This is a genomic window from Clostridioides sp. ZZV14-6154 (assembly GCF_020657785.1).
Taxonomy (GTDB): Bacteria; Bacillota; Clostridia; order Peptostreptococcales; family Peptostreptococcaceae; genus Clostridioides.
On record NZ_JAGWCY010000003.1, the window covers coordinates 97,895 to 113,757 of the forward strand.

Genomic DNA, 15,863 nt, shown 5'->3' on the forward strand with positions numbered 1-15,863 from the left:
AAATTCCCCCTTAGGTTTATTTTGCGTTTTTACGCATTTTTAGTTTTAGAAAAGCTAATGCTTTTTTTACATCAACTTCATCCATGTGATTGTCTCCAACTACTTCTGTTTCTATGTAGCCTGTTGTCTTTTTATAATCAATTATGGTAGCTTTATCTAAATACTGATTAGTAACTACTAAACCATCTGCTCCCATAATAGTAAGACCTACTGTAGGTATGTCTAATTTTACAAACTCTGATATAGCATTTGTAAAATCAATATGCTGGTTTCCTGCCATGTCTAAGGTTATAATCACTCCATCAGGTCTCAATGCTTCAATCCATCTTCCAAGCCTGGCTGATAAAAATGATTTCCATTCATTGTGCTCTGATGTACCAACTACAACTACTCCTAGCAAATCTACGTCAGGATCATTGTCTATTAAATCAAGTAATGGGTCTCTAAAAATCTGAAGTGATGTGTTTTTCATTGATGTAGAAATTCCCACAAAACTCATCCCCTTACTTAAATTTTTTATCCATGTTTTCTCATTTTTAATTTTAAAAACGCTAAAGCTTTTTTAGCATCAATCTCATTTGTGTTGTTTTCTCCAACAACTTCTGTCTCAATACCTTCTTTTGATTTGTTCATATCAACTATGGTATTCATATATTGATTACTTACAACAAATTTAGCTTGAGTACCATTAAATGTCACTCCAACTACAGGTATATCTCTTTTTCCTATTTCTTCAAATGTATTAGCATAGTCAACATGTGAGTTTCCCCAACCATCTGAAGATACTATAGCTCCATCTACTCTCATAGCCTCCAGCCAAGCGGCTGTTCTCTGTCCTACAAAAGTTTTGTTTTCATTTCCATCTGGAGTTCCTACTACTATTACTCCAAGTAAATCTACATCCTTATCACTTTCAACTATATCCAAAAGTGGGTCTCTAAAGTGATGAAGAGATGTTTCTTTTGTTGAAGGTCCTATTCCCATAATATCCACCTCTCTTAAGTCATAGCTCTAAGGGCACCATCTCTATATTCATTAGGAGATATAATCATAGGTACATTTCCCATATCTATAATTGATGTTCCTCCTTCAAAACCACTAGGTTCCTTTGAGAATAACTGATTGTCATACATAGCCCCTTGACCTGCTATTTGTTTTACTATGACAACCTTTTTTGCATTTGGTCGAATTTTGTCAAAATATTCACGAACTTGAGTAGCATTTCTTCCGTCTTCCATTTTCAAAGACGTTCTTATTTCTTGTATAAAATCATCACATGCTTTAAATGCCGCAAGTGGAAGTGTTCTTTCAAAAGGTAAACCTCCCTTAAGAGTTACATCCACATGGATTATATAATCTTCAACTGATGGAGTCCCATATCTACCAAACACCATTTGTTCACTCAAAATTCCTTCTGAAGAACCAAATTCATGCATTTGATTTCCATCTTCGTCTGCACCAGTTAGCATTACGTATACACCAGTTAAAGTATGTGTAATTCCCTCTCCCAATCTGCCTAAAACTTTGGTTGATATTGGTATAATGTCCATAATAGTATTAATTTCCCTATCATAATCTCCAGGTTTTATAATATCTACTTTTATATCTGTTATTAAATCTTCTCTTGCTTTTATTTCATCTATACTTGATAAATCAATTGTAAGTACATCTTTCTTTATAGAAGTTTTTGAACCGAAATTAACTTCATTCATATGAAACGGTTTTATAACAAGTCTTCTCATTATTTTTTCTTCCATAATATCCACCTTTGTTCTTAAAACCCCTCTCCTAATTATGTAGGAGAAGGGTTCTATATTTTCAAATATAAATTACATTTTAAACGTGAGCTTTATATTCGTATGGTAATGGAACTATCTTACCAGCAGATGGTATTGCAACTAATTGCTCTAATGTATCTCTTAATATATGTGTTTGCATTTCTATGTTATGTGGTTCACCAGCATTAGCACCCATTGGAACTAATGGAGCAACTGCTCTAGGAGTTCCGTTTTGTCTAACTACTGGAGGAAGAGCTGCGATTATTATTGTAGGTATTCCAGCTTCCTCTATTGCTCTCTGCACGATCACGGCAGTTCTATGGCAAGTACCTCAGCCAGCTGTCATGACTACACCGTCTACTCCCTCTTCTTTAAGTTTAGCAGCGATAGCAGGACCAGTTTCTTCAGTGAAGACATGTTGGTTTCCTCCACCACCCATGAATGCATAGTGCATAGGAGCTACTGCTTTTATAAATCCTTCTGCAGCTAATTCATGTAATCTATCTATAGGGAACATACAGTTTATATCTTTATTTACATCTCCATTATCGTATCCACCATGTGATACCATCATTTCATCAACTGTAGCTGTGTTAGGTACAGCTCTAAAAGTAGTATCTCCTGCTAGATTAAATCTCTTGTCAGATTTTAAGTGAACACCAGCTGCTGTAGCTAAAGCTATAGTCATATCTTTTAATTCTTTAGTTACAGGAGTCCAAACTGGAGGAGGTGTTATTGGAACAAATATTTCAGATTGAAGTCCTTGTACTGTTGTAAGGCTCATATATTTCCTCTCCCTTCTATTTTCAAACGATTAATTATTATTTTTCTTCTTCTTGCTTCTTTTTAGCTTGCATTTCTGCTTGCTTTTCTTTTTCTCTCCTAATATTTTCTACATACTCATGATTAGGTTCTGGACTTAATACCTCAGGATAGCTTAGCATGAATCCAACCTCTTGACCTATCTTAAGTTCGTAGTCAGTTATAAGCATTCTATTAGGTATTTTAAATTGTCCAAGTCTACCTTTTAGGTCTATAGTTACTCCACCACCCATGATTTCGACTATAACACCCTCATAAAAAGTCTCTGATGAGATATATTTTAATCTATCCATTATAATTTTACCTCTCTATACTTATTTTAAACTTGGATCTAAATTTATATTGTTATCTAAATCTTAGTTATTATCTAAATTTTAGTTTTCGTCTTTTTCGTATATTTCTCTTCTCTTCTTACTCATTGGTAAAGATTGCTCATTATCTTCTAATACTATTTTTTCTCCTGTAGCTTTTTCTATAGCCTCTATGTTATTTAACTTAACATTTGGATTCCATTTTCTTTCAGGAGCTTTAACTTCTACACCTGCAATAGCATTTTTAAGCATAGCCATGATTCTTACAGCTTCTTCTGGAGCTAATGTATTGTTTGATAATATTTCATTTTCTATACCTTGCTTAGACTTGTTATTGTCTACCATGTGAGTCATGTATTTATTACCAACAACTAGAGCACCTTGAACTGCTGAATAAGTTACACCAACTACTGGTATACCTCTCATACCTATTTGCTCTATGTGAGATGCGAAATCTATATGGTTGTTTCCGAAACCTTCAGTAGTTACTACAGCTCCATCAACTTCCATAGCTTCAACTAACATACCTAATCTCTTAGATACATAGAATTTCTCAGCATTTACTTGTGGAGAACCAACAAATACAACACCTACTAAATCTATTTCTTCATCTTGCATAGCTCTTATTACTAATGGCTCTCTCCAGTAATGTCTTGACATTTCTTTTGATGCAGGTCCTATACAAGTTAATGCATGGATACCACCATCTAATACTTCAAGTGGAGATAATACAACTGGCATGTTTCCTAAGTCAACGTTTGGTTGAGCTCCTAATGTACCAACTGGTTCAACTGGTAATATTAAGTTATCATGCATTGCACCTTGTCCCATTATTTCTTTTATAACAACAACTTTCTTTTTACCTTCTCTTCTGTATTGCTCGATTACTTCTTCGTCTACTACTAAAGAGTTGTCAACTTTCTTTAAAGCTTCTCTTATCTCTTGAGTTATATAATCAAAAGCACGGTGAGCAGCTAAAGGTCCTGGTCTTTCCATGTTAGTTCCAGCTTTTATTGTTACTTGACCTTTGATGAATATTTCACCTTTGTCAGCAGCACCTGGTCTACCCCACATTATAGTAGTGTTTAATTCACCTTCTGAAGAACCGAATTCACCTATTTGAACTCCATCTTCATCTGTACCAGTTAATACCATTATAGCTCCATCTATAACTCTTGTTATACCTGAACCTAATTCGCCTTCTTCTTTAGTAGCGATTGGTTGTATATCTAATACAGCCTCACTGTAAGTTTCATACTTATCAGGAGTTATTATTTCTAATTTAACATCAACAACTAATTCTTGAGTGTCATTAGCTTCTTTACATATTTCTGCTGCATTTCTGATGTATAAAGTAGTTCCTTCTATTTTAGTTTCATCAGCAAATTCAACTTTGTCTATTTTAAAGTGTTTTTTAGTTAAGCTTCTTAATAATTTCTTTTCTTCAGCTTTTGGAGCTACTTCTGCTACTGCACCTGCTACTGGAGCAGCAACGTTTGCTACTGGAGCAACAACTCCTGCTTGACCAGCTACTGATAAAGGTATTTCTAAGCTTATATCTTTACCTTCACCTATGTGTATTTTAACTGTTTCACCTAAAACTCCTGTGCTTACTGGCACTACTGCTTCTAAAGTTGCTGGAGCTTCTTCTACTACTGCTTCTTCTACTACTTCTTTAGCTTCTCCTGCTTTGTATCCTTCTACATTTTCTGTAGTCATTGGAGATAGAGCATCTAAAGTTTCTTTTAACTTAGCTCCTAGTACTTGACCTATAGTTAATCCATTTTCTGGTATTGTTAATAATCCAGAATCCTCTAAGTCTGCAAATATTGCTGGATCTTCTAAGTTTTCTGGTGCTATTATTGTTCCCGCTTCAAATCTACAACAACATACTGCTGGGTCATTTGCATGGGCTTGAGCTGTTTCTAAAGTTATTGACATAGTATAAAATACCTCCTTACATTATTTTCTTATTTATTATTTTAAATCTCGATTCCTCAACAGGTAACCCCTTAACTGAGGAATCAAGTAAATTAAAACCGGCTTTAATAGTTATATTTTGACTATTATTTTTGTGATACTACTCCCATTTGAGCAGCTATTGTCAAAGGTATTTCTAAGTTTATATCTTTACCTTCTTTTATGTGTATTTTTATTACTTGACCTGTTGTAGCTTGAACTGTCGCACCTTGAGTTGGTGTTACTTGAGCTACTGGAGCTTCTACTTCTTTAGCAGATTCTTCAGTATCTGTTTCTGCTACTTTATATCCTTCTACATTATCTGTAGTCATTGGAGATAATGCATCTAAAGTTTTTGTTAATTTAGCTCCTAATACTTGACCAACTGTTAAATGATTTTCTGGAATAACTAATAATCCTGAATCTTCTAAATCTCCAAATATTGCTGGGTCTTCTAAATTTTCTGGTGCTATTATTGTTCCTTCTTCAAATCTACAGCAGCATACTGCTGGGTCATTTGCATGGGCTTGAGCTGTTTCTAAAGTTATTGACATAATAAAATGCCTCCTTCATTTGATTTTAATTTATATTGATGCCTCAACACTCTCAATAATTAACATATTTACTGTTCCCTACTAACAGCCCAAAGTGTCAAGACCTTTTAACCTACATAAATCATCATAATTAATACTATTTTTTTCTCATTTGAAGTCACTTTATATATAAGCAATTCCTATGCCAACTTATTAACAAAAAGATATTTTCTATAATACAACCTTCCTTTATCGCTATTTTTAGCCAAATATTATATAAATATTTATTTACAATACCCTGTTTTTTATGTTTGGAAACATTTTCTCAAAACAAAAAAAGTGTCAATTAATCAACACTTTTTTATTTTTTTTAACACAGCCACATATATCACACTACTCCAAGCATTGATTTTGCTTGGTTTGAAATTAAAGATTATTATTTTGTCAAAATTTAGTCACGTGTCATATTTTAGACACATCTATTTTATACTGATCTATCTTATAATATAACGTTGTTCTTGGTATGTTTAATATTTTAGCAGCCTTAGCTTTATTTCCATTAGACATTTTAAGTGCCTTTGTTATATTTTTTACTTCAATCTTTTGAGTAGCTTTCGTCAAATCTAGAGGATATTCTTCTTCCTCCGTATTGTTATTTCTAGAATCCATCATATAGCTTGGTACATCATCTACTTCTATTCTAGGATTTTGGGATAAGACAACAATATTTTCAATTGTGTTTTTCAATTCCCTTATATTCCCTTTCCATCTATAATTTTGAAATATATCAATTACATCTTTACTTATTGTAAGAACAGGCTTATTATTTTGTTTGCATATTTCTTCCAAGAAACTATGCACTAATAATCCTACATCTTCTTTTCTCTCTCTAAGGGGTGGTATTTTTATTTCCACAACATTTAATCTATAATATAAATCTTCTCTAAATTTTTCTGCTTTTACCATTTTTTCTAAATCTTTATTAGTAGCTGATATTATTCTAGGATTTATTTTTATTGTGGTATCTCCACCAACTCGTCTTATTTCTTTTTCTTGCAATACTCTAAGCAATTTAGCTTGCATACTAAGAGGTAAATCTGCGATTTCATCTAAAAATACTGTCCCATCCTTCGCAAGTTCAAATATACCTATTCTACCTTTTTTACTTGCTCCAGTGAATGCACCCGATTCATAACCAAAAAATTCGCTTTCAAATAATTCATTTGGTATAGCACTACAGTTAACAGGTATAAATTGACCTTTTCTCTCACTATAATCATGAATAGCTCTAGCAAATACTTCTTTACCTGTACCACTTTCGCCCCAAATGAATATACTACTGTTGGTTCTAGCTACTTGCTTTGCAATCGCTTTCGATTTTTCCAATTTATAACTTTTACCTAAAATCTTGTCAAAGCTACCTTTAGATAAATTTTTTACTTCATCTTTTAAATATTTTAATGTATCATTTACTTTCTCAAGTTCAAGAGCTAATATTTTAGCTTCTGTAACATCTACTTCAGTACATACAACACCAATAAATTCTTCTTTATAAAATATAGGATTTGCATGAACTAATGCATACATGTTTTCTTTTTTGTCAGTAAAATATAAATCACTCATACCGACTTTACTATTCAATACTTTTTCTGAAATAGTATTTTCCAAAAACTCGTTCATCGGTCGACCCACTATGTCTTCAGACTTTATATCATACCTTTCTTCCATAAAATTATTCCATAAAATTACAACACCTTCATTATTTATAGCACAAATTCCTTCTTTAATCTGACCTATAATGTATTTTAAAGTCAATCCATAATCTTCTAAGTGCATGTATAAATAATCTCTAATATGCTCTTGTTTCAAGACACCAATAATTTTATTATCTCTAAGCACAGGAAGAATCCCTATATTTTTTAATATCATTATATCTCTACACTCATCTAAGGTTAAGCCTTCACTGACATATATAACATCTTTTTTCATTATAAGTTTTACTGGTTGGCCTTCATATTTCTTATGCATCTCATAAAGATTGTGTATATCAGTCATAGATATAATGCCTTTTAATTCACTAGATGAATCTATTACCATTAGAGTTTTTGTATTGCTTCTTATCATTTCTTTTATTGCACTTTCTATTTTTGTGTCTTCGTCTATAGTTGTAAATTTTGTATCCATTACTTCTTCTACTTTTTTTACTTCTGGTATCGAAAACATAAAGTCCCCCCTTTATAGTAGTACCTCATCAAAACTTATTTATACATATTTATTCTAGCATATTATAATAATAATTTATTGAATAATTAATATTAAAATTTCTTAAGAGATTAATATCTAAATTTGTATAATCCCTAAAATTGATATTTAATTCATACAAATAAAATGAAATGAATTATATACTTAGTACATTACTTTTTCAATACTATCTTCACCTTCAAACCATTTTTCTATTCATAAAACAGTCAGTGTATACTTTAAAATAAGTTATACTTACGCAAAAAAAATTGTCTCAAAACGATTTTTAAATCAATTTGAGACAATGTATTTTTAAACTTAATAATAAATAATAATCTAGATTAATTTTTTGCTCTTTTACATTGATACCCTAATCCACAAATTGCAATTATACCAATAAATACATATGACATTATTTGAGTTTCGTCACTTGTTTTTGGCGATTTTACCACAGTATCATCTGTTGGTGGTACTGGTGGGTTTATCACAGTATCATCTGTTGGTTTTACTGATGTATCTACCACAGTATCACCTGTTGGTGGTACTGGTGGATTTACCACAGTATCATCTGTTGGTGGTACTGGCGGATTTATCACAGTATCATCTGTCGGTGGCACTGGTGGATTTATTACAGTATCATCTGTTGGTGGTACTGGTGGGTTTATCACTGTGTCATCTGTCGGTGGTGATGGATTATGTCCATTTGAGTCTCCTCCTCCTGATGGTGGTACTGGTGGATTTACAGTATCATCTGTTGGTGGCACTGGTGGATTTACATCTGAACCTCCATCTGTTGGTAAACCTATATTAAAGTTAACTTCTTCACCATTCTTTTGTTCTATTGTATAGCTCAATAAATTTTGTTTACTCATTGGTAATAAAGATGAATGGTCTTTCTTTCCAAAATCAAAAACTGACTTATAATATTGAATAGCTTTAGGGAAAATATAATCATAAGATACCGCAGAGATATTAGCCTTTACATCTGGCTTTTCAACACTTTTAAGTATAAATTTATGTTGTGTTGAAACTTCTACTTCACCTGTACCTATTATATTACCATCTTCGTCATAAGCAGTTACTCCATTTGGTAATCTTAATTTAACTACACCACTATAACCCACTAAAGCTATAGCTTTTGTTTCATAAGTTCCATCCTCATTTTTATCAAATTCAATATCAGTTGAACCATTGCTTAGGCTAGGTTTTCCTGTATCATCTGGCTTTAGTTGTTTATGACCTGCTTCTAACAATGCTTCTAAATAAGCTTTTGTATTTATTGCTTGTTCTTTACCTTTTTGATATTTAGCTTTTTCTTCTTCAGTCTTTGCACTTTCTATAAGTGTATCATAAAGGTTTATACTTCCTTGATATTGTTTAAGTTTGGCTTGTTCATCCACTTGTCCAAGTATAATCCATATTGCACTTTGAGTAGCTGAATGAACTATATAGTCATTCTCTTCTCCACCCAAGTTAAATTGTTGTTTATATCCAAATCCATCAAATTCAGAACCTGCATAGATTATAGATTTAACTGCATCTTCATTTTGATTTTCTTGACCATTAAAATCTTCTGCTGGTAAATATGGACTCTTACCATCACTAGTTGGAGATTTTAAATGATTATTATAACAAAAAGCAGTTTGTTCGCCATCTTCTCCATCTATAATATATTTGTTATCTTTAGTACTTGCACCTATAAGACCCTTTACTATGTAATCAAAAGTTAGCGTCTTTGTAACATTATCAAATCTTATATCATAATAAGGTCTATCTGAACCATCTTCTTTTAGTAAGCATGTATTTTTTACTTTTGCTTTTTTATCATACCATAGATGTATATTTTGATCTTTTGAAGTAAGTACTTGTCTAATTTCTGATTGTTCATCTTTTTTTACAGAGTCTTCATCTTCCCAGAAATTATATACAATTTTATTTATCTGAGATAAAGTCATATCAAGAATTTTCTCAATATTATGCTTTAAGTTCATTTCTTCTACTACTAGTTTTTCTTCTGGAATTTGTTCTTCTAAAGGCTGTTCTCCTTCTGGAGTTTGACCTTCTGATGGTTGTTCTCCTTCTGGAGTTTGTCCTTCTGATGGCTGTTCTCCCTCTGGAGTTTGTCCGTCTGATGGTTGTTCTCCCTCTGGAGTTTGTCCATCTGATGGTTGTTCTCCCTCTGGAGTTTGTCCGTCTGATGGTTGTTCTCCCTCTGGAGTTTGTCCATCTGATGGTTGTTCTCCCTCTGGAGTTTGACCTTCTGATGGCTTCTCCCCATCAAATACTACATCTTTGCCATTCATTTCAGCAGCATAAGATACTATTGGTGTAAATGTAGTAAATGCCATACTCAAAGCGATGGCTAAACTAATTATACTTGATTTTTTAATTTTTAATTTCAAAATTCTCCTGATACTAAAAATATATATTGTATCTATCTAATATAATTCAAATAATATAATTCAAAATATTATATTATTGTATAGATTTGATTCCACAATACATCTTTAGCATGTTCAATTAGGGTCGTTAATCCTAACCAGTTCTCTAATGAACTTCTTAATATTTCTATTAAGCACAGACTATATCATTACCTAATAATTAGGTACTCCCCATTTCCCCACACTTGTAGGTACGAGATTTCTCTCTAGTCGTTGAAGTTTCTTCTTTTCGAAGCTTACCTGCTGATTATCCATTTTTAAGGCACTTAGGGTTTAACCTTATGCTATCTAACTAATTTTTTCTACTTTCGTAACCGTCAAGTATCTATCAAATAGATACTCTATCACACCTATCCTTATTTCATGATTATGTTGTGGTTTAGTTAGCTTTAGGAACTTCCAGCAATTAAAGGAGTTTTGGGCAGATGTTCTACCACTCTACACTCTTTATGAATGTAGGGAGCTATTTCAAAAATATATTTTATATCTATATTTACTATGATTTATGTACTTTATTATGTCTGTTTATATATTTTTGATAATTAAAAGTTACTCCTATTTATATTTATAGCAGGTTGCACTACTAACTCCATATATCCCTTAAGTGCCCAAATTTAAGATATACTTCACAGTTTCTATAAATAGGTTTTTGTAATTTTTATTTTTTTAATGTTTTGTTCAATGTTTTAACTCTTTAAGTGCACTTTTTATGAATGTATTAAAATACAAACTAATATTTCAAGATAATTTTTCTAATATAAGACAAAAATTCGTTTTTATACTAAAAAAGATACCATAGAGTATCTTTAAATAACACAAAAACTTTTACTCTATTTGGATAGTTGACTAAATTTAATTTAGATATGTCAATACAAATCACATATTTGAGCTTTACTATTTTTGTCTGATATAATTTTAATAGCTATTGTCATTATTATACAATATAGATGAATTTTTGTCTATTTTTTCCATCTTATTTGCACATCTTATCAATTTAACTTATATGTTACATCAAAAAACATCCTCAGAAGTAATTTTTAAGATTCACTTCTAAAGATGTTTTTATTATATGGCTTTACATTAATTAATTATTTTATTTTTAATCTTACGTCACCTTTTATTCTTCTTATTAATGGGTGATTAACTGTTCTCATTACATGGTCAGTGATATGGTATACACCTAATTTTAATTTTGGTGCAGAACCCATTACTGTATTACTACAGTCAGTACAGTTACCTATTAATATAACTTCTGCTCCAGCTTTTTTAAATTCTATACATTTTTGAGCTTGTCCTGGACAGTGTCCTGGATTTTCACATTTTAATGCACCTTTTATTTCTTGAGCTTGTTTACATTTTTGAACTGATACTATATCAGTAACGCCCATTTTAGCTGCTATGTCTCTCATTCTTTCTTCGTTAGGTCCACATGCACAGACTAAAAGACCCATCTTTCTCTTTTCATTAACAAATGGCATAGTAACTATTATACCACCACTAGTTTTAGTTATTGGAGTATCTAAAGTAGTAGCTTTTCCTGTGAAAGGTCCTCCTAGGATTATTTCACCATATTCACCTTTTATTCCACCAGCTCTTTCAATTAATTCTCCAACAGTAGTTCCGATTGGCACATCTTCAAATACTATAGATTCTTTTCCACTGTTTAATTGACCAACTACAGTTATATTTTTAGATATAACTGGTCTTTTTTGCTCAACAGCTTCTACTATTCTAGTTAATGTTTCTACGTTTATTACTACTGCATTAGCTTCTGAAGGTAATTGAGTTGGCTCAAGTAATTTTCCTAGAACATCTCTTACTATAGCTCTTTCTTCTCCCATTGGGTACATATCAACTAGTTCAGCAACCTCTATATTATCTCCTGGTTTTATTACTTTTTTGAATGCTGCTATTGCTTCTGGATGTTTGCTCTTTATTGCTAGCATACCTTTTCCAGCATTAGTAACTTCCATAGCATATTTTATACCTTTGTAAACTATTTCTGGATTTTCTTCTATTTCTTTTATGTTATGAGCTAGTAAAGGTTCACATTCAGCTGCATTTGCTAATATTGTTCCACCTTTTAAATCTATATTTAATTTTATATGAGTAGGGAATCCTGCTCCACCCATTCCTACAACTCCAGCTTCTTTAATTAAATCAAGTATACTTTCTCCTTTTAATGGTTCAAAAGTATCATCTTGTGCTTCATCAGCTTCAATTACTATAGCTTGGTCATTTATTTCACTTATTTTTCCACTAACACTGGCATAAATATTTGCTCCTAATCCAGCTGGTTCTGCGATTAGAGTTCCTTTTTTTACTACATCTCCAACACTTACTACTGGCTTATCTGGACCACCAACGTGTTGTTTTAATAAAATAGAATATAGTTTGTTCAACTAGTACGCCCCCTTAAATATATTAATTTTTTTTATAAGCTGTTCAAATAATATTAATCTTGTTTTTCTATTACAAGACTTTAACATATTGTTTATTTCTATAGAACATATCGCTTATTATCAAAGCAATTTCTATGCCAACTTTTAAGCAAAGTTATACCCTTTGAAAATACTATCTTACAGCGTTTGTAATTCAATTTAATCATTTAAACTCAATAAAAAAAAGTCAATTATTAGACGCTTTTTTTACTGATTTAATCTATAATTATTGATATTACATACATGCATAAAAAAGTGTCAAAAAATAGACACCGTCTTTTTATCGACACTTTTCTAACATATACTATACAATTTTCCACAACACTACTAAAAATATACATTTATTGATTATTAATTTTTTGGTTTTTGTACTCCATTAGAATCAACTATGTAATTATCTTTATATAATAAATCAGATATTTTTACTAAGCTATATCCATCTTTTTTAAGTCGATTTATTATGGTATCCAAATAGTTATCTACATCATTTATATTAGCATGAAATAAAACTATTGAACCAGGCTGAGCTTCTTTTATTACTTTTTCAATTACATGATTTGGGCCAAGTTCTTTCCAATCTATTGAATCTACATCCCACTTAATTACTTTATAACCTAAATCACCACAAATGTCCATAGCTTTATTGTTTACGTCTCCAAAAGGAGGTCTAAATAGATTGGTCTTTTTACCTGTTATATTAAATATTTTTTCTGATGTAGTTTCTATTTCTTCTGTTATATCCTCTTTTGATATTTCTTTTAAATTAGCATGAGTATTTGAATGATTTCCAATCTCATGTCCTTTTTCATCTATAGCTTTAACAATTTCTTCATTATCATCCACCCAACTACCAACTAGAAAAAAAGTAGCTTTTATGTTATGTTTATCTAAAATTTTAAGAATATCATCCATGTTATCAGTTCCCCAAGCAACATCAAAACTCAGAGCTATCTTTTTCTCATTTGTATCAACTCTATATATAGGCATTTTTGAGTTATCAGATTTAGAGCATACATATTTTATTCCATAAACAAGAGCAAATATTAATACCAATAACAATGAAAAAAATAAAACACTATATATTAAAGCTTTAGTTCTCTTAACTTCTCTTTTCATACTATTCCCCCTTTTAAATAAATTCTTCTATATTTAAAATTTATTTTTTTTTAGCTCAAAAAAGTACTGTAATATTTAATTTATAGGACAACAAATAAAAAAATAAACTCTATATTAGACCAATTAACCTCTTTAAAATACTACTTTTTTTAATTTTTTTATATTTTTTACATTTTTACCTTTATTTTTCTGTATATATTATTTTTATTTTGGAGAAATTAGTATTAACATCACATAAATAAAAGTGTTGTTAGACATCATAAACTAATTATTTAAGGAGGAAATTTACTATGTCAAATTCAAACAGAACAGTAGTGCCAGAGGCAAAAGCAGCTTTAAATCAAATGAAATTAGAAATAGCTAACGAAATAGGTTTATCTAACTATGAAAACATAGACAAAGGTAACTTAACAGCTAGAGAAAATGGATATGTTGGTGGATACATGACTAAGAAATTAGTTGAAATGGCTGAAAGACAAATGGCTGGAAAATAGATAGTAAATTTTGACACCTGGGTATCAACAGGGCTGCCGATTGGTAGCCCTGTTTTCTTGTCTTCATTTATAAAATTAATTTTATATAATTTGTTAAAGATTAATGATACTATACAAATTATTCTTTTAATTTTGTATAAATTAGTTTAATATATTATATATAGAAATAGTTTGACGGAGGATGATATTTATGTTTGAAAACTCATCTGAAGAATTAGCTTATCACAAACTTTTAATTTTGTATATATTGGAAAAAATTAAAATGGACTTAACTAATTCTCAAATAACTCAAGTAGTATTAGAGACTGAAATGATGAATTACTTTTCATTACAACAGCTTTTATCTCAGCTTATGGAATCTAAGTTTTTGACTACATATAAAGACTCTGACAGAGAATATTATGCTCTTACTCAAAGAGGCGTAGAAAGTCTAGAATACTTTTTTAATCGAATACCTACTAGTGTTACTGAAAAAATAGACAAGTATATAGATTCTAATAAAGAAAATTTACTAGCAGATACTCAAGTAAAATCTAGCTTCGTAAAACAAAGTGATAATGAATTTATTGTCAATCTTAGAGTCATAGAAAATCAATCTAACTTAATAGATTTAAATCTAAATGTTTCATCAGAGAAACAAGCAAAACTTATTTGTAACAATTGGAAAAACAATGCATCTTATATGTATGCTGAAGTTATCGACTTACTTATAAGAGACATACATTAAGGCCTACAAACAAACTATAGTTGTAGGCTCTTTTCCTACCTTGATTACCTTTATTAATTTGTTATTTGCAGTTTCATAGACTTTAACTGAGTTTTCTTGAGTATCTGATACAAATAATAACTTTTCATCTTTAGATATTTCTAATCCCTGAGGAATTCCATCTATCTCAATATTTCCAATATATTTACTTGTTGTATAATCCAAAATTCTTACATTATTATAACCCAAGTCAGCAACATAAACTTTTTTCCCACTATAATTAAACCTTATTTCTACTGGCAATAAGAATTCATATAATACCTTTTTTATATCCATACTTACTTCATCAACTAATACAAGCTTTCCATCAAGTGTTGATATATACATTTCCTTCTTTTGTTTATCAAGCGCTATATGCCATGCTCTAAAGTCCATATTTATTTTCTTTTGTATACTTTTATTTATTGTGTCTATACATACTATCGAATTTATACATGGTACATATAGCTTTTTACTCTCTCTGTCAAAATCAAATCCATGTGGCATATTATCAACGCCAATGATTCCTATTGGATTTAATGTGTTTTTATCCAATACATATATGCTATTTGAATCTTCATTTGCTACAAATAACTCATTATCACTAAGCATAACTTGACTAAGACTTCCTCCTATAGAAACAGTATCAATTATTTTATCATTACTTAAGTCTAAAACATATAGTATTCCATTGCTCGAACTAGGTATGTATATCAAATTTTTTTCCTTTTCTATGCAAAAATGATGTGGATATATATTATCCTCTAATACTATTTCTTTTTCTAGTTCAAGTGTAGAATAATCAACTATACTAATGCTCTTTGATAGGTAGTTAGAAATATAGATTTTCATATAACCCCTCCTCTCTACAATACATATACTACAATAATATATTATTTTATTAGCTTGTATTATGCTTTATAGTTGCATTATTATACATATATTTGGTATTATTATTGATGTTGACACAATGAAATAATAA

The 15,863-nt window shown here is 30.6% G+C and carries 13 protein-coding genes, 1 pseudogene and 1 riboswitch; of the genes and pseudogenes, 2 read left to right on the top strand and 12 right to left on the bottom strand.

The window, feature by feature from the left end; genetic code table 11:
* Nucleotides 1–16 precede the first annotated feature (16 nt).
* From KGF45_RS09735 to KGF45_RS09780, 11 genes and pseudogenes are all read right to left on the bottom strand, one after another.
* Nucleotides 17–490: a glycine/sarcosine/betaine reductase component B subunit gene (locus KGF45_RS09735; protein ID WP_413840878.1), complete on the bottom strand. Its 474-nt coding sequence runs from the start codon at nucleotides 488–490 to the stop codon at nucleotides 17–19.
* Between the two features lie 26 nt (nucleotides 491–516).
* Complete coding sequence (locus KGF45_RS20105) at nucleotides 517–984, bottom strand: glycine/sarcosine/betaine reductase component B subunit (RefSeq protein ID WP_054271688.1); 468 nt, start codon at nucleotides 982–984, stop codon at nucleotides 517–519.
* A 14-nt stretch (nucleotides 985–998) separates the two neighbouring features.
* Nucleotides 999–1,757, bottom strand: coding sequence for a proline reductase cluster protein PrdD (gene prdD, locus KGF45_RS20110; protein ID WP_255287823.1), 759 nt, complete (start codon nucleotides 1,755–1,757; stop codon nucleotides 999–1,001).
* 79 nt (nucleotides 1,758–1,836) lie between these two features.
* Nucleotides 1,837–2,562 (bottom strand): D-proline reductase (dithiol) protein PrdB, encoded by a 726-nt coding sequence (gene prdB / locus KGF45_RS09745; protein ID WP_079739805.1) that lies wholly within the window; start codon nucleotides 2,560–2,562, stop codon nucleotides 1,837–1,839.
* A gap of 37 nt (nucleotides 2,563–2,599) precedes the next feature.
* Entirely contained in the window at nucleotides 2,600–2,893 is a 294-nt protein-coding gene (locus KGF45_RS09750) for a CBO2463/CBO2479 domain-containing protein (protein ID WP_227433709.1), read from the bottom strand.
* Between the two features lie 81 nt (nucleotides 2,894–2,974).
* A complete protein-coding gene (gene prdA / locus KGF45_RS09755) occupies nucleotides 2,975–4,852 on the bottom strand; it encodes a D-proline reductase (dithiol) proprotein PrdA (RefSeq protein ID WP_227828323.1) in 1,878 nt (625 codons plus the stop codon).
* A 310-nt stretch (nucleotides 4,853–5,162) separates the two neighbouring features.
* Nucleotides 5,163–5,424 (bottom strand): annotated as a pseudogene (locus KGF45_RS20450) (D-proline reductase (dithiol) proprotein PrdA); the annotation flags it as partial.
* Nucleotides 5,425–5,865: 441 nt separating this feature from the next.
* The gene (gene prdR, locus KGF45_RS09765) at nucleotides 5,866–7,626 is read right to left on the bottom strand and encodes a sigma-54 dependent transcriptional regulator PrdR (RefSeq protein ID WP_227828321.1); all 1,761 of its coding nucleotides are present in this window, start codon (nucleotides 7,624–7,626) and stop codon (nucleotides 5,866–5,868) included.
* A gap of 359 nt (nucleotides 7,627–7,985) precedes the next feature.
* Complete coding sequence (locus KGF45_RS09770) at nucleotides 7,986–10,046, bottom strand: Cys-Gln thioester bond-forming surface protein (protein WP_227842422.1); 2,061 nt, start codon at nucleotides 10,044–10,046, stop codon at nucleotides 7,986–7,988.
* Between the two features lie 599 nt (nucleotides 10,047–10,645).
* Nucleotides 10,646–10,731, bottom strand: a riboswitch (cyclic di-GMP riboswitch).
* A 442-nt stretch (nucleotides 10,732–11,173) separates the two neighbouring features.
* Nucleotides 11,174–12,487, bottom strand: coding sequence for a proline reductase-associated electron transfer protein PrdC (gene prdC, locus KGF45_RS09775; RefSeq protein ID WP_227433704.1), 1,314 nt, complete (start codon nucleotides 12,485–12,487; stop codon nucleotides 11,174–11,176).
* 390 nt (nucleotides 12,488–12,877) lie between these two features.
* The gene (locus KGF45_RS09780; RefSeq protein WP_227828319.1) at nucleotides 12,878–13,642 is read right to left on the bottom strand and encodes a polysaccharide deacetylase family protein; all 765 of its coding nucleotides are present in this window, start codon (nucleotides 13,640–13,642) and stop codon (nucleotides 12,878–12,880) included.
* Between the two features lie 290 nt (nucleotides 13,643–13,932).
* On the opposite strand from KGF45_RS09780, the gene KGF45_RS09785 reads away from it, so the two are divergent.
* Together KGF45_RS09785 and KGF45_RS09790 are read left to right on the top strand one after the other, a co-directional pair.
* Complete coding sequence (locus KGF45_RS09785; protein WP_003422115.1) at nucleotides 13,933–14,136, top strand: alpha/beta-type small acid-soluble spore protein; 204 nt, start codon at nucleotides 13,933–13,935, stop codon at nucleotides 14,134–14,136.
* Between the two features lie 190 nt (nucleotides 14,137–14,326).
* Nucleotides 14,327–14,863 (top strand): DUF4364 family protein, encoded by a 537-nt coding sequence (locus tag KGF45_RS09790; protein ID WP_009891708.1) that lies wholly within the window; start codon nucleotides 14,327–14,329, stop codon nucleotides 14,861–14,863.
* A 3-nt stretch (nucleotides 14,864–14,866) separates the two neighbouring features.
* Here KGF45_RS09790 and KGF45_RS09795 read toward each other — a convergent pair whose 3' ends face one another.
* Entirely contained in the window at nucleotides 14,867–15,733 is an 867-nt protein-coding gene (locus tag KGF45_RS09795) for a YncE family protein (protein WP_227842423.1), read from the bottom strand.
* Nucleotides 15,734–15,863 lie beyond the last annotated feature (130 nt).